The organism is Ramlibacter sp. bp-362 (assembly GCF_054956735.1).
Window position 1 is genome coordinate 299,192 of the sequence record NZ_JBUDXE010000003.1, and the last position, 21,989, is coordinate 321,180.

The following is a 21,989-nucleotide window of genomic DNA, read 5'->3' on the forward strand; positions in this document are numbered from 1 at the left end:
TGTGCCTGGATTCGCTTCAGCGCAATGATGCGTTGATCTTCGCCAGCGCGCCAGTCCCCGGGCACAGGTCCCCGGCGTCCAGGGCGTTGAGCGGCCGGGCGCTGGTGTTCAGCGCGGTGTGCAGGTCCGTGGCGAGCGGGTCGACGTACAGCAGCCCGGTCGCGATCTCGCCGCGGGCCTGGTGCGCGTGCATGTAGGCCATGGCGGCGTAGCGGTCGGTGGGGTCGTAGTCCGGGTGCAGGCTGCGCAGGCGCAGCAGCGTGCCGTCGTGCTGGCGCACGTCCACCACCTCGCCCGGCGCGGCCTGGGCCGTGATCTCCTCGCGCGGGCTGATGAAGTCGATGCGGCTCACCGCCTCGTTGTGCTCGCGCACGTAGTCGTAGCTCTTGGTGCTGCCCGGGTGGTTGTTGAAGGCCACGCAGGGGCTGATCACGTCGATGAAGGCGGCGCCGCCGTGCGCCATGGCGCCCTTGATCAGGGGCACCAGCTGCGCCTTGTTGCCGGAGAAGCCGCGCCCGACGTAGGTGGCGCCCAGCTGCAGCGCCATGCCGACCAGGTCCACCGGGCTGTCGCTGTTGACCACGCCCTTCTTGCTCTTGCTGCCGCTGTCGGCGGTGGCGGAGAACTGGCCCTTGGTGAGGCCGTAGACGCCGTTGTTCTCCACGATGTAGGCCATGCGCACGCCGCGCCGCATCGCATGGGCGAACTGGCCCAGGCCGATGGAGGCGGAGTCGCCGTCGCCCGAGACGCCCAGGTACAGCAGCTCGCGGTTGGCCAGGTTGGCGCCGGTCAGCACCGAGGGCATGCGGCCGTGCACGGTGTTGAAGCCGTGCGAGGCGCCCAGGAAGTAGTCGGGCGTCTTCGAGCTGCAGCCGATGCCGGAGAGCTTGGCGACACGGTGCGGCTCGATGTCCAGCTCCCAGCAGGCCTGGATGATGGCCGCCGAGATCGAGTCGTGGCCGCAGCCGGCGCACAGCGTGGAGATCTTGCCCTCGTAGTCGCGCCGCGTGTAGCCGACGTTGTTCTTCTCCAGCGTCGGGTGGTGCAGCCTGGGCTTCGCGATGTAGGTCATTCGACGTTCTCCCGCAGCGCCTGCGCGTGCGCGGCGATGGCCTGGGTGATGAAGCGGGCGGTGATCGGCGTGCCGTCGTAGTGCAGCACCTTCACCAGCCGCGCGGGGGCGATCTCCAGCTCGTTCACCAGCAGCGTGCGCATCTGGGCGTCGCGGTTCTGCTCGACGACGAACACCCGCTCGTGCTTGGCGATGAAGTCCGCCACGCTGTCGGCGAAGGGAAAGCCGCGCAGCCGCAGAGCATCGAGGTGGACGCCCTCGGCCGCGAGCAGCGCCAGCGCCTCCTCCATCGCCGGGCTGGTGGAGCCGTAGTAGATGACGCCCAGGGGCGTCTCCGCATCCGCGTTGCGCAGCACCGGCTGCGGCAGCAGCGTCGCCGCCGTGCGCGACTTCTGCAGCAGCCGCTCCATGTTGTACAGGTAGTCCGGCCCGCGCTCGGAGTAGCGCGCGTAGGGGTCGCGGCTGGTGCCGCGGGTGAAGTAGGAGCCGCGCGTCGGGTGGGTGCCGGGAAGCGTGCGCCAGGGGATGCCGTCGCCGTCCACGTCCTTGTAGCGGCCGAAGTCCTTGCCGGCTTCCAGCTCCTCCGCGCTCATGACCTTGCCGCGGTCGTACGCGGCGCCTTCCTTCCACTCGAACGGGCGGCACAGGCGCTGGTTCATGCCGATGTCGAGGTCGGTCATCACGAACACCGGCGTCTGCAGGCGGTCGGCGAGGTCCAGCGCCCGCGCCGCGTGCTCGAAGCACTCGTGGGGATCCTCCGGGAACAGCAGCACGTGCTTGGTGTCGCCGTGCGAGGCGTAGGCGCAGGCCAGGATGTCCGCCTGCTGCGTGCGCGTGGGCATCCCGGTGGAGGGGCCCCCGCGCTGCACGTCGATGATGGTCACCGGGATCTCGGCGAAGTAGGCCAGGCCGATGAACTCGGTCATCAGCGAAATGCCCGGGCCCGACGTGGCGGTGAAGGCGCGTGCGCCATTCCAGCCGGCGCCGACCACCATGCCGATGGAGGCGATCTCGTCCTCGGCCTGCACGATCGCGTAGCGGTTCTGGCCCGTGTCCGGGTCGACGCGGAACTTCCCGCAGTAGCGCTGGAAGGCTTCCGCCACCGAGGACGAAGGCGTGATCGGGTACCAGGCCGCGACGGTCGCGCCCCCATAGACGCAGCCCAGCGCCGCGGCGCTGTTGCCATCGACGAAGATGCGGCTGCCGACGCGGTCGGCGCGCTGCACGCGGATGCCCAGCGGCCACTGCAGGTGCTCGTGCGCGAACTCGCGCCCGAGGTGCAGGGCCTGCACGTTGGAGGCCAGCAGCTTCTCCTTGCCGCGGTACTGCTCGCCGAACAGCTTCTCGATCTCCGCCGGGTCGATCTCCAGCAGCACCGACAGCGCGCCGACGTACACGATGTTCTTGAACAGCTGGCGCTGGCGCGGGTCGGAGTAGACCGCGTTGCAGATCTCGGTGAGCGGCATCCCGATCACGTGCACGTCGTCTCGGAAGGCCGCCGGGGGCAGCGGCCGCGTGTTGTCGTAGAACAGGTAGCCGCCCGGCGCCAGCTCCGCGACGTCGGCGTCCCAGGTCTGCGGGTTCATGGCGACCATCAGGTCCACGCCGCCGCGCCGCCCCAGCCAGCCCTGCTCGTTCACGCGCACCTCGTACCAGGTCGGCAGGCCCTGGATGTTGCTCGGGAAGATGTTGCGCGGGCTCACCGGCACGCCCATGCGCAGGATGGACTTGGCGAACAGCTCGTTGGCCGAGGCGGAGCCCGAGCCGTTGACGTTGGCGAACTTGACGACGAAGTCGTTGACGGCTTCGATGCGGCTCATGCGAGGGCCTCCCTGCGTTGCGCCGCCGGCTGGCGCTGCCCGGCCATCGCGGTCTTGAACAGGAACTTCTGCATGTCCCAGGCGCCCGTGGGGCAGCGCTCGGCGCACAGGCCGCAGTGCAGGCAGACGTCCTCGTCCTTCACCATCACGCGGCCCGTCTTGAGCTGGCCGGAGACGTACAGGTCCTGCGCGAGGTTCAGCGCCGGCGCCTTCAGCCGCTGCCTCAGGTCCGCCTCCTCGCCCGGCGGCGTGAAGCTGATGCAGTCCATCGGGCAGATGTCCACGCAGGCGTCGCACTCGATGCAGGTCGCCTGGTTGAACACGGTCTGCACGTCGCAGTTGAGGCAGCGCTGCGCCTCGCGGAAGGCGGTGGGCGCGTCGAAGCCCAGCTCCACCTCCACCCGGATGCTGGCCAGCGCCTGTTCCGCCTTGGCCCAGGGCACGCGGAAGCGCGCGTCCAGCGAGGTCTGGTTGTCGTAGCTCCACTCGTGGATGCCCATCTTCTGCGACAGCAGGTTGACCGTGGGCGCGGGACGCGCGCGGGGATCCTCGCCGTGCAGCAGGCGGTCGATCGAGATCGCGGCCTCGTGGCCGTGCGCCACCGCCGTGATGATGTTCTTGGGGCCCAGCGCCGCGTCGCCGCCGAAGAACACGTTGGGCACGGTGGACTGGAAGGTCAGCGGGTCCAGCTGCGGCAGCCCCCAGCGGTCGAACACGATGCCGGTCTCGCGCTCGATCCAGGGGAAGGCGTTCTCCTGGCCGACGGCGATCAGCACCTCGTCGCACGGGAAGAAGGGATCGGGCTCGCCCGTGGGCACCAGCGTGCGGCGGCCCTGCGCGTCGTACTCGGCGCGCACCACCTCGAACAGCATGCCGGTCAGGCGCCCGGCCTCGTGCACGAAGGCCTTGGGCACGTGGAAGTTGATGATGGGGATGCCCTCGTGCATGGCATCCTCCTTCTCCCAGGGCGAGGCCTTCATCTCCTCGAAGCCGCTGCGCACGATCACCTTGACGTCCTCGCCGCCCAGGCGGCGGGCGGAGCGGCAGCAGTCCATCGCGGTGTTGCCGCCCCCGAGGACGATGACGCGCCGGCCGACGCTGTCCACGTGCCCGAAGGACACGGAAGCCAGCCAGTCGATGCCGATGTGGATCTGCGCCGCCGCCTCGCGCCGTCCCGGCAGGTCGAGGTCGCGCCCGCGCGGGGCGCCGCAGCCCACGAAGATCGCGTCGTAGCCCTCTCCCATCAGCGCGCGCATCGACTCGATGCGGCGGCCGGCGACGAACTCCACGCCGAGGTCCAGGATGTAGCCGCACTCCTCGTCGATGATCTCCTCGGGCAGGCGGAAGCGCGGCACCTGCGTGCGCATGAAGCCGCCGGGGCGCGCCTCGCCCTCGAAGACGGTGACCTCGTAGCCCAGCGGGGCCAGGTCGCGCGCGACCGTCAGCGAGGACGGTCCGGCGCCGACGCAGGCCACGCGCAGCCCGTTGCGGGGCGCGCGCTGCGGCATGCGCCCGCGCACGTCCTCCTTCATGTCGGCGGCCACGCGCTTGAGCCGGCAGATCGCCACCGGTTCCGGGTCGCCGCCATTGTTCTGCTCGACCCGCCCGCGCCGGCAGGCCGGCTCGCAGGGGCGGTCGCAGGTGCGGCCCAGGATGCCCGGGAAGACGTTGGACACCCAGTTGACCATGTACGCGTCGCCGTAGCGGCGCTGCGCGATCAGTCGGATGTATTCGGGAACCGGGGTGTGCGCGGGACAGGCCCACTGGCAGTCCACCACCTTGTGGAAATACGCCGGGTCGGCGATGTTCGTCGGCTGCAAGAAGCCCTCCTGAACGCGGATGGCCGCCATGGGCCGCGGTCCAGTCTACGCCGCCCGGGCCCGCAGCGGGACTCGGTGGATTCCACTAGGCTGGCGGAATCAGCCTTCCGGCAGGGCCGACCGTTGCGCCTTGCCGCCGCGCGTGAGCCACTTCGCGGCGAAGGCCAGTCCCGTCATCGGCTCGCCGAACAGGCGGCCCTGCCCCTGGTCCCAGCCGTTCTTCCGGAGGAAGGCGAGCTGCGCCGCGGTGTCGACGCCGCATGCGACGAAGTTCAGGCGCAGGCGCCGGGCGAGGTCGCCCATCCCCAGCAGCATGGCCTGCGCCGCCGGGTCGCGCTCCAGGTCGTGCATGAAGGAGGCGTCGATCTTGATCTCGTCGCACATCAGCCGGCGCAGGCTCGCCACCGAGGCGCTGGCGCCGAAGCGCACCATGGACAGGCGCACGCCGCGCTTGCGCAGCCCGGACAGCACGGTGGCCTCCTTCGGCCCCAGCGCATCGAGCGCGCCGGCGTGCAGCAGTTCCAGCGTGAGGTGGCGCGGATCCATGCCGCCGGCCATCGCGGCGCTGGCCAGGTGGCCCAGGTCGCTGGGCCGCATGTGGGCGAGCGAGGCCTGGACGCCGACGGGCACCGGCTGCAGGCCGGCGCCGCGCCAGTTGCGCACGTTGACGTGCATCTGCTCGAACACCCACTCGGTCAGCGCGACGTCCATCTCGGAGCTGCCCGCCAGCTCCATCAGCTCGTCGCCCTCGATGACGCGGCCGGAGGCGTGCTTCCAGCGCACCACCGTCTGCGCGCCGACGACCCGCCCGGTGGCGAGCTCCACCACCGGCTCGTACAGCAGCTCGATCTCGTCGCGGCCGACGGCGTGCCGCAGTTCGGCGCTCAAGTCCAGCCGGCTTTGCGCCTGCTCGTTGAAGCGCGGCGAGAAGAACTCGTAGCGGTGCGGCCCGGCCTGCTTGGCATGGCGCAGCGCCAGGCCCGCGTTGCGGATCAGCACGTCCGGGTCCACGCCGTCGGTGGGGAACACCGACACGCCCACGCTGCAGGTGAGGAACACCTCCGGCAGGTCCGGGCGCTGGTAGCTGATGGTGGAGTCCTCCAGCAGCTTGCTGATGAACGCGGCGGCGCTGTGCACGCCGTCCATGAAGGGCACGACGATCGCGAACTCGTCGCCGTCGAAGCGGTAGAGCGTGGGATCGGCCTGCTCGGACGCGAGCTCGCCGCCGGCCTCGGTCTGCACGCAGCTGGCCAGGCGCTTGGCGATGCGCTGCAGCAGCTGGTCGCCCACGGTGCGGCCCAGGGCGTCATTGATGCGGCCCAGCGCATCGACGCCCACGTGCAGCAGCGCGCCGTCGTTGCCGCCCGCCTGCGCCGCCTTCAGCGCTTCCGCCACCGCCTCGCGGTAGCGTTGCTTGTTCGGCAGGCCCGTGAGCGCGTCGTGCTGGCCCAGGTACTCGCGGTAGGCGCTCGCGGCCAGGGTGTTGCGGATGCGCAGGCCCAGCTCGCTGGGGTCCACCGGCTTGGAAAGGAAGTCCATGGCGCCCAACGCCAGGGCCTTGAGCTTGACCTGGGGGTCGGTGCTGCTGGTGAGCACGATCACCGGGACATGGCGCAGCTGCGCGTCGTCGCGCAGGGCCGCCAGGATGTCGAGGCCGCCCACGCGTGGCATGCTCAGGTCCAGCAGCAGCACGCCGGGCGGCTGGCTGCGCATCATGGCGACGGCCTGCTCGGGCTGGTCGGTGTGCACGAAACGACGGTAGCCCGCTTCCGCCAGGAAGGCCTGCGTCATCTCGATGTTCAGCATCTCGTCGTCGACCATCATGATCAACGCCTTCGACAGCCCCGTCACCGAGCGATGGCGCCACAGCATCTGCTGCGGCGACAGCGCGCGCAGGTCCTGCTCGCTCAGCCGGTCCTCGCCGGGCGCGAACACCGTCGGTGCGCTGATGAGCGTCTCGCGCTCGAAACCGCTGTCATCCTGCTGCATCGCTTCCCCCGGCCTCGAGTCCCGTTCCGTCATCGTCATTGTGCACCGGCCTCAGCCGATGGCCGCCTCCGGCAGCTCGAGCTGCTGCGCCATCCGCGCCAGCCGCTGCAGCACCGACGCCGCGGCGGCGCCATCGCCGGCCTTGGCCGCCGCTTCCAATTCGCGCGCCGGCCGGGTGAAGGCGTCGTAGCCCACCGTGCCGGCGGCGCCCGCCAGCCAGTGCGCGAGCCGCGCCACTTCCGGCAGGTCGCCGTCCCCGGCGGCCTGGCGCGCGTTCCCCAGCTGCTCGTGCAGGCGGGCGGCGAACTTGCGCACGATGGGGACCAGCTTCGGATTGCCGGCGAAGCGAGAGCGGATCGGGCCTTCCGCGGGCTCCGGCTCGAGGTCGCCGAACACCGACGGCACCGGCGTCGCCGGCGCCTCCTCCGCCGATCCGCCCAGCAGTTGCGCCACCTGCTGCAGCAGCGCGTCGATGTCCACCGGCTTGGTCAGGTAGGACGTGCAGCCGTCGGCCAGCACCTCCTCCTCGAAGCCCTTCATCGCATGGGCGGTGAGCGCCACGACGGGCAACGTCGCCCCGCGCGCGCGCAGCGCGCGGGTGGCCGCATGGCCGTCGAGCACCGGCATCTGCATGTCCATCAGCACGAGGTCGTAGCTGCCGGCGGCCAGCTTGTCCAGGGCGACCTGGCCGTTCTCCGCCTCCTCGACCCACAGTCCCTGCTCCGTGAGCACCAGCGAGATCAGCTCCCGGTTCTCGGGGCCGTCGTCCACCACCAGCACCCGCGCCGAAGGGATGCGCCAGCGGGTGCGGGGCGCGGCGGCGCCGGCCGCCTCCGCCGCCGCGAGCGCGCCGGCGTCCAGCAGGCGCACGCCCTCCAGCGCGCCGGTGGCGAAGCTGAAGAGCATCGTGGTGCCCACGCCGGGCTGGCTGGTGGCGGTGAGGTCGCCGCCGAGCGCGCGCGCCAGCCGGCGGCTGATCGCCAGCCCCAGGCCGGTGCCGCCGAAGCGCCGGGTGATCGACACGTCCGCCTGCGTGAAGGGGTCGAACATGGCCTCCACCTTCGCCGGGTCCATGCCGATGCCGGTGTCGTTGACTTCCACCGTATAGGCCTGGCCGCTGCAGGCCAGGACCACCTCGACGCCGCCACGTTCGGTGAACTTGACGGCGTTGCTCAGGAGGTTGAGCACCACCTGGCGGATGCGCGCCGGGTCCGACTGCACGCGTTCGGGCACCGGCGTCAGCAGGCGCAGCGACAGCTGGATGCCCTTTTCCTGCGCCTTCAGCCCGAGTTCCGCGAGCGCGCCCTGGATCACCTGGTGCGGCGCGCAGGCGATCTTCTCCACCGTCAGCTGCCCGGCCTCCACCTTCGAGAGGTCCAGGATGTCGTTGATCAGGCCCAGGAGGTGCCGGCCGCTGTGGTGGATGGTGTCCAGGTAGCGCGAGGACTCGCGCTCGCTCTTGCCGAAGCCGCGCCGCAGCAGCTCGGTGAAGCCGAGGATGGCGTTCATCGGGGTGCGGATCTCGTGGCTCATGTTGGCGAGGAACTCGCTCTTGGCGCGGTTGGCGGCTTCGGCCTCCTCCTTGGCCGAGCGGAGCTCGACGCGGCTCTGTTCGAGCAGGGTGATGTCCTCGAGGCTGATGAGGACGCCGGAGGCGCGGCCGCCGGTGGACAGCACGGGCGAGCAGTTGACGACGAAGCTGCGCAGGTGGCCGCCTCGGTCCTTCAGCTTGAACTGCAGGTCGCGCTGGACGACGCCCTGCGCCAGCGCCGTGGCCCAGGGGGCGGCATGCGGCTGCAGCGGCATGCCGTCGCCATCGAGCCAGGCGATCGCCGACACCGGCGTGCCCATCAGTTCGTCGTTGGTCTTCCCCAGCAGCTTGACGATGGCCTCGTTGGCCAGCACCACCGCCTGCTTCTGGTCGATGACCAGCAGGCCCTCGGTGAGCGAATCCAGCGCCGAACGCACGCGGCCCGGGATCGCCCGCGAAGGGTCGAGGTGCCGCAGCACGCGCGTGAGGTACACGCGGAAGCCGAGGAAGCACAGCGCGGAGCAGAACGCCAGCAGCGGGATCAGCGGCGTGTGCAGCAGGCCCGCAGGGCCGGCCGGGGCGATCCGCTCGAAGCGCAGTTCCAGCTGCCCCCAGGGCCGGTGCCCGGCCTCCAGGTTCACCTGGATCTGCGCGTCGTGCGCCGCGTCGCTGTCGATCGGCGCCCAGCGCCGCGCATGGTCGCCCACGGCGACCACCAGCTTGCCCTCGTGCGTGCGCAGGCCGGCGGAGAGCAGCTCGGGGTTGCGCTTCTGCACGAAGCGCAACACGTCCTCGAGCGGTCGCGGGTCCCCGCTGCCCAGGATGGCGGTGCTGCTCGCCGCCAGCGACTCGGCCAGCGCGACCCGCCCCTCGCGGATCGCGCCGTTGCGGTCCGGCACGAGGCCGAAGAAGGAGGCGGCCAGCAGCACCGTGCTGGCGAGCGAGACCAGGCCCAGGGAGATGTAGGTGCGGGTGTCGAGCAGCTTCATCCGAAGCCCCGCAAGGTGTTGCGGCCGCTGGGGCCATCGTCGTGCAAGGGCTCCTCCTCGGATTCATCCTCCTCGTCCGCGCGCGACAGCACGGGCAGCGGGTCGAGGATGCGCCACGCCGGCAGCGCGGACAGGTAGCTGCCCACGAGCACGCCGCCGCGGATCAGCCACAGGATGTAGACCAGCGACAGCCCGAAGGACACGCTGGCCACGGAAACGGCCAGGGACTGGTCGAGGTCCAGCTCCTCGCGCACGGACTGGCGCAGGCGATCGAGCTCGCCGGTGAAGGTCGTCGAGCGCAGCGAGCGCTGCAGGTCCGCGAGGCCCGCCCCGTCGCTGCCCAGCGCCGTGGCGAAGCGCGAGAGCAGCAGTTCGCCCTGCCCCTGGCCCGAGATCAGCTCCAGGCCCCCGCGGTCGAACACGATGGTGCGCAGGATGCGGCCCGCGTCGGCCTCGGCGAGCAGCCGGGCCACCGGCGCGGGGAACGACAGCGTACCGTCGTCCCGGCGCACCACCGGGATGTCGGGAGTGGGTCCCAGCGCGTCCTGCAGGGATTGCGAGGTGTGCCCGGGGGCCGGCGGAGGCGGCGCGGGCGGCGGCGGCGCGGGAGGCTGGGGCGCCGGGGCCGGCGGCACCGGGTGGACGGGGGGTTCGGCCGGCGGCGTGGGCGCGGGCGGCGGCGTCACGGGCGGCGCCGGTTCCGGTCCGGCCTCGCCCGCATCCGCCACGCGGACCGAGAGCACCTGCTGGTCGGAAAGGCGGCCGTCGCTCACCTGCACGATGACTTCGTAGAGGTTGTCGCGGTCGGTGTCCGCGGGCGCCTCGAAATCGGGGGCGCGCACGAAGGAGAGCGCGCCCGTGGCCGGGTCGATCGTGAACAGGCCCGCGTCGGCCCCGCCCGCGATGGTGTAGGCCAGGTCCTGCAGCCGGTCGTCCACGTCGCTCGCATCGACGGTGACGACCGGGGTGCCGTTCTCGCTCACCGTCACCGTGGAGGCCGGGGCGCCGTCCAGGCTGGTGATCACCGGCGCGTCGTTCACCGCCGTCACGACCAGGCTCGCGCTGCCGGCCACGCTGGCCAGGCCATCGCCCACCGAGTACGTGAAGGTCACCACACCGTTGAAGTCCGCGTCGGCCGTGTAGGTCCAGGTGCCGTCGGAGCGCGCCACCAGCGTGCCGCTGCTGGCGACCAGGTTCGTCACGGCGAGCGCGGGACCGTCGATGTCGCTCGCGCCTTGCAGCAGCTGCGCCGGTGCGAGGACGATCGGGCCGCTGTCTTCGGCGATCGCGGGCAGCACGACGGGGGCGGCGACGGGGGCGTCGTTGACGGCAGCGACGGCGATCGTCACGGTGGCGGGCGCGGCGCCGCCCAGGCCCGCGCTGTCGGTCACGGTGTACCTGAAGGTGGCCGTGCCGTTGAACTCCGCCGCCGGGACGAAGTAGAAGCTCCCGCTGGCGTATGCGGTTCCGGCAACGGCCAGCGTCGTGAGCGCCGCGTCGGAGTACAGCATGCCATTCGCGGGCAAGCCCTGCAGCGTGAATGTCAGTCGGGCGCCGTCCTCCACGTCCGTGCCGCCCAGGGTGACGGGAATCGATGCCGCATCCTCGCTGCCGCTCGCCGTCACGTCGGCCGCGACCGGTGCATCGTTCACGGCCGTGACGTGGAAGGTGATCCTGTTCGCCACCGGATCGAGGTCCACCCCGCCGCCGGCCGTGCCGCCGTCGTCCTGCACCTGGAACGTGAAGCTCGCGTACGAAGCCCCGGTCGCGTTGGCCGCCGGCGTGAAGACCAGCTTGCCCGCCGCGATGTCGGCCAGGTGGACCAGGGTGCCGGCGGTCACGGCCACGCCGTCGATGGTCAACAGCCCCGCCGTGGGCACGGAGGTGATCCGCACCGCGGCGAGACTGTTGCCGTCCGCCGCGTCGGTGAAGCCGAAGTCCGCTGCGGCCAGGGTGCGGGATCCATCCTCGACAAGCGTGAGGGTCGCATCCGTTCCGGCCGGGGCGTCATTCACCGGCGTCACGTCGAACGTGATGGTGTTCGCCACCGGATCCAGATCCACGCCGCCGCCGGCCGTTCCGCCATCGTCCTGCACCTGGAAACGGAAGCCGGCGTAGGCCGTGCCGTTCGCGTTGGCGCCGGGCGTGAAGACCAGCTTGCCGGCGGCGATGTCGGCGAGGGACACCAGCGTGCCGGCCGTCACGGCCACGCCGTCGAGCGTCAAGGTGCCAGCCGTGGGCATGGAGGTGATCCGCACGGCGGCGAGGCTGTCGCCGTCCGCCGTATCCGTGAAGCCGAAGTCCGCGGCCGCGAAGGTGTGCGAGCCGTCTTCCCTGATGGTGATGGTCGCATCCGCCCCGGTGGGGGCGTCGTTCACCGCGGTCACGTTGAAGGTGATGGTGTTCGCGACCGGATCGAGATCCTCCCCGCCTCCCGCCGTCCCGCCGTCGTCCTGCACCTGGAATCGGAAGCTGGCGTAGGCGGCGCCATTCGCGTCGGCTGCCGGCGTGAAGACCAGCTTGCCCGCCACGATGTCGGCCACGGTGACCAGGGTGCCCGCGGTCACCGCCACGCCGTTGACGGTCAACACGCCCGCCGTGGGCACGGAGGTGATCCGCACGGCCGCGAGATCGTTGCGGTCCGCCGCGTCCATGAAGCCGAAGTCCGCCGCGGCGAACGTGTGGGAGCCATCCTCGACGAGCGTGACCGCGGTGTCGGCACCCGTCGGCGCGTCGTTCACCGGCGTCACGTCGAACGTGATCGTGTGGACCACGCCATCGAGGTCCACGCCGCCGCGGTCCGTGCCGCCGTCGTCCTGCACCTGGAATCGGAAGCTGGCGTAGGCGGCGCCATTCGCGTCGGCTGTCGGCCTGAACACCAGCTTGCCCGCCGCGATGTCCGTGACGGAGACCAGGGTTCCGGCGGTCACGGCCGCGCCGTCGATCGTCAAGGTGCCCGCCGCCGGCAAGGAGGTGATCCGCACGGCGGCGAAGTTGTTGCCATCGCCATCCGCGAAGCCGAAATCCGCCAGCGCGAGCGCACGGGAGCCATCCTCCTGCAGGCTGATGGTGGCATCCGTTCCCGTCGGGGCATCGTTGACCGAGGTCACTTCGATCGTGATGGTGTTCGCGGCCGGGTCGAGGTCGACCCCACCTCCGGCCGTGCCGCCGTCGTCCTGCACCTGGAAGCCGAAGCTCGCGTAGCCGCTGCCGTTCGCGTCGGCAAGCGGCGTGAAGACCAGCTTGCCTGCCGCGAGATCCGCCAGCGAAACGAGCGTGCCGGCGGTCACGGCCACGCCGTCGAGGGTCAACAGGCCCGCCGTCGGCACCGTCGTGATCCGCACGGCCGCCATGGCGTCGCCGTCGATCGCATCCGTGAAGCCGAAGTCCGCCGCCGTGAAGGTGTGCGAACCGTCCTCGTCCACCGTGACGGTGGCATCCGTTCCCGTCGGCGCGTCGTTCACCGGCGTCACGTCGAACGTGATTGTCCTGGCCACGGGGTCGAGGTCCGCTCCGCCGCCGGCCGTGCCACCGTTGTCCTGCACCTGGAACTGGAAGCTGGCGCAGGCCAGGCCGTTCGCATTCGCTGCGGGCGTGAAGGCCAGCTTGCCTGCGGCGATGTCGGCGAGGGACACCAGCGTGCCGGCCGCCACGGCCACGCCGTCGACCGTCAACGTGCCTGCCGCCGGGAGCGATGTGATCCGCACGGCGGCGAAAGCGTTGCCATCGGCCGCGTCGCTGAAGCCGAAGTCCGCCGCCACGAAGGTGTGGATGCCGTCCTCGTCCATGGTGATGGTGGCGTCCGTTCCGGCCGGCGCGTCGTTCACCGGCGTCACGTCGAGCGTGATGGTCTTCGCCACCGGATCCAGATCCACGCCGCCGCCGGCCGTTCCGCCATCGTCCCGCACCTGGAAACGGAAGCTGGCGTAGCCGCTGCCATTCGCGTCGGCCACAGGGGTGAAGACCAGCTTGCCCGCCGCGATATCCGCCACGGAGACCAGGGTGCCCGCGGTCACCGCCACGCCGTCGATCGTCAACAGGCCCGCCGCGGGCACCGAGGTGATCCGCACGGCGGCGAAGTCGTTCCCATCCACCGCGTCCGTGAAGCCGAAGTCCGCTGCCGCGAACGCATGGGAACCGTCTTCGTCGATCGTGACGGTCCCATCTGCCCCGGAGGGAGCATCGTTCACCGGGGTCACGTCGAACGTGATGGTGTTGGCCACCGGATCGAGCTCGACGCCGCCGCCCGCCGTGCCGCCATCGTCCTGCACCTGGAAGCGGAAGCTCGCGTAGCCCGTGCCGTTCGCGTCGGCAGCCGGCGTGAAGACAAGCTTGCCTGCAACGATGTCGGCCAGGGACACGAATGTGCCAGCCGTCACGGCGACGCCGTTGACGGTCAAAGCGCCCGCCGTCGGGACCGTGGTGATCCGCACGGCGGCGAGATCGTCGCCGTCCGCGGCGTCCGTGAAACCGAAATCCGCTGCCGCGAAGACGTGGGAACCATCCTCGTTCAGGGCGATGGTGGTGTCGGTACCCGCCGGCGCGTCGTTCACGGGTGTCACGTCGAACGTGATCGTGTCGGCCACCGGATCGAGGTCGACGCCACCGCCCGCCGTGCCGCCGTCGTCCTGCACCTGGAAGGTGAAGCTGGCGTAGCCGGTGCCGTTCGCGTTGGCCACCGGCGTGAAGACCAGCTTGCCGCCCGCGATGTCGGCCAGCGAGACCCGCGTCCCGGCGGTCACGGCCACGCCGTTGACCGTCAACGTCCCCGCCGTCGGCAGCGAGGTGATCCGCACGGCGGAGAAGCTGTTGCCATCCGCCACGTCGGCGAAGCCGAAGTCCGCCGCGGCGAAGGTGTGGGAGCCGTCCTCGTCGATGGTGAGCGTCTTGTCGGCGCCCGCGGGCGCATCGTTGACCGCGGTGACCTGGAGCGTGATCGTGTTGGCGACCGGATCGAGATCCACGCCGCCGCCGGCCGTTCCGCCATCGTCCTGCACCTGGAAGCGGAAGCTGGCGTAAGTTGCTCCATTCGCGTTGGCCGCTGGCATGAACACCAGCTTGCCCGCGGCGATGTCGGCCAGGGACACCAGCGTGCCGGCCGTCACGGCCACGCCGTTGATCGTCAACCTGCCCGCCGTCGGGACCGTGGTGATCCGCACGGCGGCGAGATCGTCGCCGTCCGCGGCGTCGCTGAAGCCGAAGTCGGCTGCCACGAAGACGTGGGAACCATCCTCGGCGAGCGCGATGGTGGCGTCGGCGCCCGTCGGCGGGTCGTTCACCGGCGTCACGTCGAACGTGATGGTGTTGGCGACCGGATCGACGTCCACGCCGCCGTCGGCCGTGCCACCCTCGTCCCGCACCTGGAAGGTGAAGCTGGCGTACGCCGTGCCGTTGGCGTTCACCGCGGGCGTGAAGACGAGCCTGCCCGCCGCGATGTCGGCCGCGGAGACCCAGGTGCCGGCCGCCACGGCCAGGCCGTTGAGCGTCAACGCGCCAGCCGTGGGCAAGGCGGTGATCCGCACGGCGGCGAGGGCGTGGCCGTCGGCCACGTCGGTGAAGCCGAAGTCGCCTGCCACGAAGATGTGGGAGCCATCCTCGGCGAAGGTGAGGGTCGCGTCCGCTCCGGCCGGAGCGTCGTTCACCGGCGTCACGTCGAAGGTGATGGTGTTCGCCACCGGATCCAGATCCACGCCGCCGCCGGCGGTTCCGCCATCGTCCTGCACCTGGAAACGGAAGCTGGCGTAGGCCAGGCCGTTCGCATTCGACGCCGGCGTGAACACCAGCTTGCCGGCGGAGATGTCCGCGAGGGAAACCAGCGTGCCGGCGGTCACGGCCAGGCCGTCGAGCGTGAGCACGCCCGCCGTCGGCAAGGAGGTGATCCGCACGGCCGCGAGACCGTGGCCATCCGCTGCGTCGGTGAAGCCGAAGTCGCCTGCCACGAAGATGTGGGATCCGTCCTCGTCGACGGCGAGGGTCGCGTCCGCTCCGGCAGGCGCGTCGTTCACCGGTGTCACGTCGAACGTGATGGTGTTGGCGACCGGGTCGAGATCCGCGCCGCCACCGGCCGTGCCGCCGTCGTCCTGCACCTGGAAGCCGAAGCTGGCGTAGCCCGCACCCTTCGCGTTGGCCGTCGGCGTGAAGACCAGCTTGCCCGCGGTGATGTCGGCCACGGACACCAGCGTGCCGGCCGCGACGGCCACACCGTCGAGGGACAACATCCCCGCCGTCGGCAGCGAGGTGATCCGCACGGCGGCGAAACCGTGCCCGTCCACTGCATCCGTGAAACCGAAGTCCGACGCCGCGAAAGTGTGGGAGCCGTCCTCGTCGAGCGTGATGGTCGCGTCCGTCCCGGAGGGGGCGTCGTTCACCTCCGTCACATTGAACGTGATGGTGTTCGCGACGGGATCGACATCCAGCCCGCCCCCGGCCGTGCCGCCGTCGTCCCGCACCTGGAACTGGAAGCTGGCGTAGGCCAGGCCGTTCGCATTCGCCGCCGGCGTGAAGACCAGCTTGCCCGCCACGATGTCGGCCAGGGACACGAACGTGCCCGCCGTCACGGCCACGCCGTCGACCGCCAGGGTGCCCGCCGTCAACAGCGAGGTAATCCGCACCGCGGAGAAGTTGTTGCCCTCCGCAAGGTCGCTGAAGCCGAAATCCGCGGCCACGAACGTGTGCGAACCGTCCTCGGCCAGCGTGAGGGTCTTGTCCGTGCCCGCGGGTGCGTCGTTCACCGGCGTCACGTCGAACGTGATCGTATTGGCCACCGGATCGAGGTCGACACCACCACCGGCCGTGCCGCCATCGTCCTGCACCTGGAACGTGAAGCTGGCGTAGCCCGCCCCGTTCGCGTCGACTACCGGCGTGAAGACCAGCTTGCCCGCCGCGATGTCGGCCAGGGAGACCAGCGTGCCGGCCGTCACGGCCACGCCGTCGATGCTCAAGGAGCCCGCCGCCGGCACCGAGGTGATCCGCACGGCGGCGAGGCTGTCGCCGTCCGCCGCGTCGCTGAAGCCGAAGTCGGCTGTGACGAAGACGTGCGAGCCATCCTCGGTGACGGTGAGGGTCGCATCCGTTCCGGCCGGGGCATCGTTCACCGGCATCACATCGAACGTGATGGTGTTGGCCACCGGATCGAGGTCCACCCCGCCGCCGGCCGTGCCGCCGTCGTCCTGCACCTGGAACGTGAAGCTGGCGTAGCCCGCCCCGTTCGCGTCGGCCACCGGCGTGAAGACCAGCTTGCCCGCCGCGATGTCGGCGACAGAGACGAAGGTCCCGGCCGTCACCGCCACGCCGTCGACGCTCAACACGCCCGCCGTCGGCAAGGTGGTGATCCGCACGCCGGCGAAGGCATCGCCCTCTGCCGCATCGGTGAAGCCGAAGTCCCCCGCCACGAAGACGTGGGATCCGTCCTCGTCGATCGTCAATGCCTGGTCCGCCCCTGCCGGCGCGTCGTTCACCGCGGCCACGACGATCGTCGCCGTCGCGGGCGTGGCATCGGCCAGGCCTCCGCTGTCGGTCACGGTGTACTTGAAGCTGGCGGTGCCGTTGAAATTCGCCGCCGGGACGAAGTAGAAGCTCCCGCTGGCGTATGCGGTTCCGGCAACGGCCAGCGTCGTGAGCGTCGGGTCGGCATACAGGGTCCCGTTCGCCGGCAAGCCCTGCAGCGTGAACGTCAGGCCCGTGCCGTCCTCCACGTCCATGCCACCCAGGCTGACCGGAATCGATGCCGCATCCTCGCTGCCGTTCGCCGCCACGTCGGCCGCGACCGGTGCATCGTTCACGGCCGTGACGTGGAAGGTGATCGTGTTGGCCACCGGATCGAGGTCCACCCCGCCCCCGGCCGTTCCGCCATCGTCCTGCACCTGGAAAGTGAAGCTCGCGTAGGAAGCCCCGTTCGCGTTGGCCGCCGGCGTGAAGACCAGCTTGCCCGCCGCGATGTCGGCCGCGGAGACCACCGTGCCGGCCGCCACCGCGACGCCGTCGTGGGTCAGCGTCCCCGCCGTCGGCACCGAGGTGATCCGCACGGCGGCAAGACCGTTGCCATCGGCCGCGTCGGTGAAGCCGAAGTCCGCCGCCACGAAGATGTGCGTGGCGTCCTCGGCTATCGTGAGCGCCCGGTCCGCCCCGGCCGGCGCGTCGTTCACCGGCACCATGGCGATCGTCACCGTGGCCACCGCCGAGGTGGAGATGCCGTCGCTCACCGTGTAGGTGAAGCTGGCCGTGCCGGCGAAGTTCGCCAGCGGCGTGAAGGTCACCGTGCCGTCGGCGTTCAGGACGACGCTGCCGCCGCTGGCGTTGCCCACCCCCGTGATCACCAGCGGGCTCCCCACCGTGTCGAGATCGTTGCCCAGCAGGTCCGCCGCGCTGTAGGTCGCCGTCGTGTCCTCGGTGGCCACCAGTGCGTCGTCGCGCGCCTGCGGCACGTCGTTCACGAGCACTGTCACGGTCACGGGCGCCGAGGACAGGCTGCCGTCCCGGGCCGTGTAGGTGAAGCTGGCGTTGCCGACGAAGCCGGCGGCAGGGGCGAAGCTGACGGAGCCGTCCGCGTTGAGCGTCGCCGTGCCGCCCGTGCCGCTCGTGACGCTGCCGATCGTGAGCGCGTCGCCGTCCACGTCCGTGTCGTTGCCGAGCAGCTGTCCCGCCGTGAAGACCACCGGCGTGTCCTGGATGGCGACCAGGCTGTCGGCCACGGCCACCGGCGCGTCGTTCACGGCGGTCAGGTTGATCGTGACCCGGGCCTCCTTCGACACCAGCGTGCCGTCGGTGATCGTGTACTTGAAAGTCGCCGGCCCGGCCAGGTTGGAGGGCGGCGTGAAGGTGATGGTGCCGTCGCCGTTGAGCACCGCCCCGATCCCGGACACGCCCGCGATGCTGATCGGGCTGCCCTCCGCATCGCTGTCGTTGGCCAGCAGGTCCGCCACGTCGATGGTGATCGGCGTGTCCTCCACGCCGGCGAAGGCGTCGTCCCGTGCATCCGGCGCGTCGTTGATCGGCCGCACCGTGATGGTGACGGTGCCCGGCGCCGAGAGGTTCACGCCGTCGGTGACGACGTAGGTGAAGCTGGCGGTGCCGGAGAAGTTCGCGGCCGGCGTGAAGCGGAAGGTGCCGTTGCCATTGAGGCCCACCGTTCCGTTGACGGCGTTGCCGACGCTGACCACGCTCAGCGCGCTGAGGGGCGACTCCACGTCCGTGTCGTTGGCCAGCAGCAGGCTCAGGTTGAAGTTGACGACCTCGTCTTCGTCGATCGTGAAGCTGTCGGCCTTGGCCACCGGCGCGTCGTTCACCGCCGCGACGGTCACGGTCACGGTCGCCGGCGAAGACACGGCGCGGTCGTCGCTCGCGACGTAGCTGAACTGCGCGGTGCCGTTGAAGTTGGCGTTGGGCGTGAAGGTGACGGTCCCGTCCGCGTTGCGGACCACCGTCCCGCCGCTGCCGCTCGTGACGCTCGCGATGGTGAGCGGGTCGCCGTCCGCGTCCGTGTCGTTGCCGAGCAGCGCCGCCGCGGTGTACGTGACGGGCGTGTCCTCGGTCGCGGCCAGCGTGTCCGCGTTCGCCACCGGCGGCGCGTTGATGTCCACCGTCACCGTGGCGGGCGCCGACTGCAGCGTGCCGTCCGAAACCACGTAGCTGAAGCTCGCGTTGCCCGCGAAGCCGGCGCTGGGCGTGAAGGTGACGGTGCCGTTGGCATTGAGCACCGCCGTGCCCCCGCTGATGCTGGTCACGCCGGAGATGGTGAGCGTGCTGCCTTCGACGTCGGTGTCGTTGGCGAGCAGCGTCGCGGCGGCGTAGGTCACGGGGGTGTTCAGCGTGGCCTGCACGGTGTCGGGCTGCGCCGTCGGGGCGTCGTTCACCGGCAGCAGGTCCAGGGTCGCCGTGCCGGCGACCGTCACCGTGCCGTCGCCGATGTCGTAGGTGAAGCTCACGGCGGTGTCGTCGTTCGCCGCCGGCGTGAAGGTCCAGGTGCCACCGCCCAGGTCCAGCAGCGTGCCGCTGCTGGCCGAGAGATTGCCGACCGTGAGCATGTCGCCGTCCACGTCGGCGGCATTCGCCAGCAGTTCGGCCGCCGTGATCGTGCGCACCGCGTCCTCGTTCGAAGCACTCAACACCACGTTGCTCGTGGTGGGGAGGTCGTTCACCGAGGTCACGGTGAGGTCCAGCGTCTGCGTCGCGCTGCTGAACGCGGTCGTGCCGCCGTTGCCGGTGGTGTCGGCCCGGCCGCCGGCGCTGCCGGAAGTGCGGTCCCAGGCGCGGACCGTCAGCGTCGCCGTGCCATTGAAATTCGCCGCCGGCACGAAACGGATCCGCGTCTGGCCATCGGCGGCGAGCAGCAGCGCGCTGCTCACCGAAGTCCCGGCGATGACGCTCCAGGTGCTGCCGTCGGTGGAGTACTGCCAGGCGCCGTTGCTGCTGTCCTGGCCGGTGATGGCGATGCCCTGCACGGCGCCCGCATCGAGGTCGAGCACCTTCCCGGCCAGCAGCGCATCCACCAGGAAGCCCGGGCCGCCGCTGCTGTCCTCCAGGATGGCGCCGGGCTGCACCAGGCCGCCGAGCACCGGCGCGGTGTTGGGCAGGGTGAAGCTCGCGATCAGGGCGTCCTGTCCCGTGGACTTGGCGGATTGCGCCGTTCCCGCCGTCCCGTAGCCCGTGCTGCTCGTCCCCCCGGCGATGACGGCCTGGTTGCCCGTGACGGCGACGCCACCCGGCGTGGCCGTGGCCCCGTAGTACGTGCCGTACATCAGGTCGGAAGCCCCCGTGCCCACGGGGTTGAGCACCAGCAGGAACAGCGCCGTCCCGGGGTTGACGGACTGGGCGGCGTCGCCCGTGAGCGGAAGGTCGGTCGAGCCGGCGTCGCCGGTGATCACCACCCGCGAGCCCGCGATGGCGACGCCGGTGGGATGGTCCACCCCCGAGGCGCCGATGAAGCTGGAATAGCGCAGCGAACCCGAACCCGTCTGCGTCGTGTCGTACACGCGCAGGAAGCCGGTGTCGCGGTTGCTGCCCGCCAGGCTGGTGATGAACGCGCCCGTGCTGGTGGCGAACGCGCTGCCCGTACGCGTCTCGCCCACCACGTAGGCCTTGCCCGTGCCGTCGACCGCCACGGCCGCAGCGCTGTCCACGGCGTTGCCGCCGATGAAGGTGGCGTAGGAGGCGCTGCCCCCGGAGGCGCCGAGGCGCACGAGGAAGCCGTCGGCCGCGCCGGAGAGCGTGGCCTGCGCGCCGTTCATGGCGAGGTCGTCGCCGCCGATCGCCCAGGAGCCCGAACGCGTGGTGCCGACCACGTAGGCCTCGCCGCCGCTGCCCACGGCGATGCCGGTGGCGGAATCGTCACCGTTGCCGCCCAGCTGCTGCTGCCAGCCCACCGAGCCATCGGCCAGGTACTTGTTGACGAACACGTTGACCGAGCTGCCCAGCAGCGGGGACAGCAGCCCGGTCAGCAGGCCGGTCGGCGTCACCTCGCCGGCGGCGTAGACGCTGCCGGCGCTGTCGACGGCCACCGCATTGCCGCTGTCGGCGGCGTCGCCGCCGAAATAGGTGCTGAAGCGCAGCGCGCCGCCGGCGTTCAGCTCGAACACCACCGCGTCCTGTCCGGACAGCAGGCCTGCACGGGTGTCGTCGTCGGCGTTCAGCGTGGGGAAGTTGGACGACTTGCTCCAGCCGGTGACCGCGATGTAGTTGCCGGTGGCGTCCACGGCGATCGCATTGGCCTGCTCGTCGTTGCCGCCGCCGATGCGCGACGCCCACACCACCTCCGAGAGGTCCGGCTTCAGCTTGGCGACGAAGATGTCGCCGGCGCCGCCCGGCGAACCGATCGAGCCGGAGAAAGGCGCGCCGCTGCTGGTGGTGCGGCCCGTCACGTAGACATAGCCCGCCGCATCGGTGGCCACCGCCACGGCGGACTCGCCACCGGACGCGCCGAGGTAGGTGGCGTAGTCCAGCACCGGGTCGATCACCAGCTCGCGCGCGTGGTCGTAGTTCCCCAGCACGAAGCCGATGCTGCCGTCGGCGCGGATCTCGTAGCGGCTGGCCACCGTCTCCAGCCCGCCGGCGCCGCGCTGGTAGCTGAGGGGCGCGTGGAAGCGCAACGCCTGGTCGCTCCCCTCCACCTGCAGCACCAGGTCGCCGTTGGCGGCGATGGCCGCGCCGGCCACGCCCTCGAAGCGCAGGCCGATCGCGCTCGCGTCGGCGCCGGCCGCGACGATGAAGTCGTACTCCAGCTGCCGCTGGTTGCCGTAGTAGCGCACGTCGATGCCGTCGTAGACGTCGCGGTAGCGCACGGCTCCGTAGTTCGCGATCCCCGAGCGCCACTGCGACGCATCGTGGCCCACGAAGGAGTTGCTGCGTGCGGCCAGCAGGTCCTCGCCCTCCCCCTGGGCGTCGGCCGCGGCGTCCACGAGCTGCAGCCGGACCTCGCGCGTGCCCTCGGGCGTCGCCAGCGTGATCGCGGCGTGGCCATCCTGCAGCGTCAGGCCGTAGCCGCTGCCCCAGGCGCTGAAGTCCACCCCGGCGGGCGCCTGTCCCTCGTTGGCCTCGAAGGCGATGCCGGTGGCGGCGTAGCTCGCCGCGCCGCCCTGCTGCGGGCTGTTGGCGGAAGACGTCGCTGCCGGCGCCGCGCCGGCCGCCGTGTACTCGCCGTCGGCCCCCAGCGTGCGCACTTCGCTGCCCGCATCGGCCGCATCGTGGGCCAGCAGCAGGCCCCCGGTCAGGTCGGCGGAGAACAGCAGGCGCGGCTCCATCCATTCCGCCACGGCAGCGGCGGGGCCGGGCCGG

6 protein-coding genes are annotated in these 21,989 nt (G+C 71.2%); all 6 read right to left on the bottom strand.

Annotated features, from left to right (window positions below):
- Positions 1-16: 16 nt before the first annotated feature.
- Positions 17-1,072 (bottom strand): 2-oxoacid:ferredoxin oxidoreductase subunit beta, encoded by a 1,056-nt coding sequence (locus ACY0MJ_RS05920; RefSeq protein WP_462637403.1) that lies wholly within the window; start codon positions 1,070-1,072, stop codon positions 17-19.
- Complete coding sequence (locus ACY0MJ_RS05925) at positions 1,069-2,892, bottom strand: 2-oxoacid:acceptor oxidoreductase subunit alpha (RefSeq protein ID WP_462637404.1); 1,824 nt, start codon at positions 2,890-2,892, stop codon at positions 1,069-1,071. The genes ACY0MJ_RS05920 and ACY0MJ_RS05925 overlap by 4 nt, the downstream gene beginning before the upstream one ends.
- Positions 2,889-4,712, bottom strand: a complete 1,824-nt coding sequence (locus ACY0MJ_RS05930; RefSeq protein ID WP_462637405.1) for an FAD-dependent oxidoreductase — start codon at positions 4,710-4,712, stop codon at positions 2,889-2,891. Before ACY0MJ_RS05930 ends, ACY0MJ_RS05925 begins: the two co-directional genes overlap by 4 nt.
- Before the next feature lie 99 nt (positions 4,713-4,811).
- Entirely contained in the window at positions 4,812-6,701 is a 1,890-nt protein-coding gene (locus tag ACY0MJ_RS05935) for a putative bifunctional diguanylate cyclase/phosphodiesterase (protein ID WP_462637406.1), read from the bottom strand.
- A 51-nt stretch (positions 6,702-6,752) separates the two neighbouring features.
- The gene (locus ACY0MJ_RS05940; protein WP_462637407.1) at positions 6,753-9,221 is read right to left on the bottom strand and encodes an ATP-binding protein; all 2,469 of its coding nucleotides are present in this window, start codon (positions 9,219-9,221) and stop codon (positions 6,753-6,755) included.
- A complete protein-coding gene (locus ACY0MJ_RS05945; protein WP_462637408.1) occupies positions 9,218-21,955 on the bottom strand; it encodes a tandem-95 repeat protein in 12,738 nt (4,245 codons plus the stop codon). The genes ACY0MJ_RS05940 and ACY0MJ_RS05945 overlap by 4 nt, the downstream gene beginning before the upstream one ends.
- Between the last annotated feature and the right edge of the window lie 34 nt (positions 21,956-21,989).

What these genes read in the sequence shown, in the direction of transcription:
- ACY0MJ_RS05940 (WP_462637407.1), bottom strand. Translation starts at nt 9,221, where the DNA reads ATGAAGCTGCTCGACACCCGCACCTACATCTCCCTGGGCCTGGTCTCG.
- ACY0MJ_RS05945 (WP_462637408.1), bottom strand. Translation starts at nt 21,955, where the DNA reads ATGGAGCCGCGCCTGCTGTTCTCCGCCGACCTGACCGGGGGCCTGCTG.
- ACY0MJ_RS05920 (WP_462637403.1), bottom strand. Translation starts at nt 1,072, where the DNA reads ATGACCTACATCGCGAAGCCCAGGCTGCACCACCCGACGCTGGAGAAG.
- ACY0MJ_RS05925 (WP_462637404.1), bottom strand. Translation starts at nt 2,892, where the DNA reads ATGAGCCGCATCGAAGCCGTCAACGACTTCGTCGTCAAGTTCGCCAAC.
- ACY0MJ_RS05935 (WP_462637406.1), bottom strand. Translation starts at nt 6,701, where the DNA reads ATGCAGCAGGATGACAGCGGTTTCGAGCGCGAGACGCTCATCAGCGCA.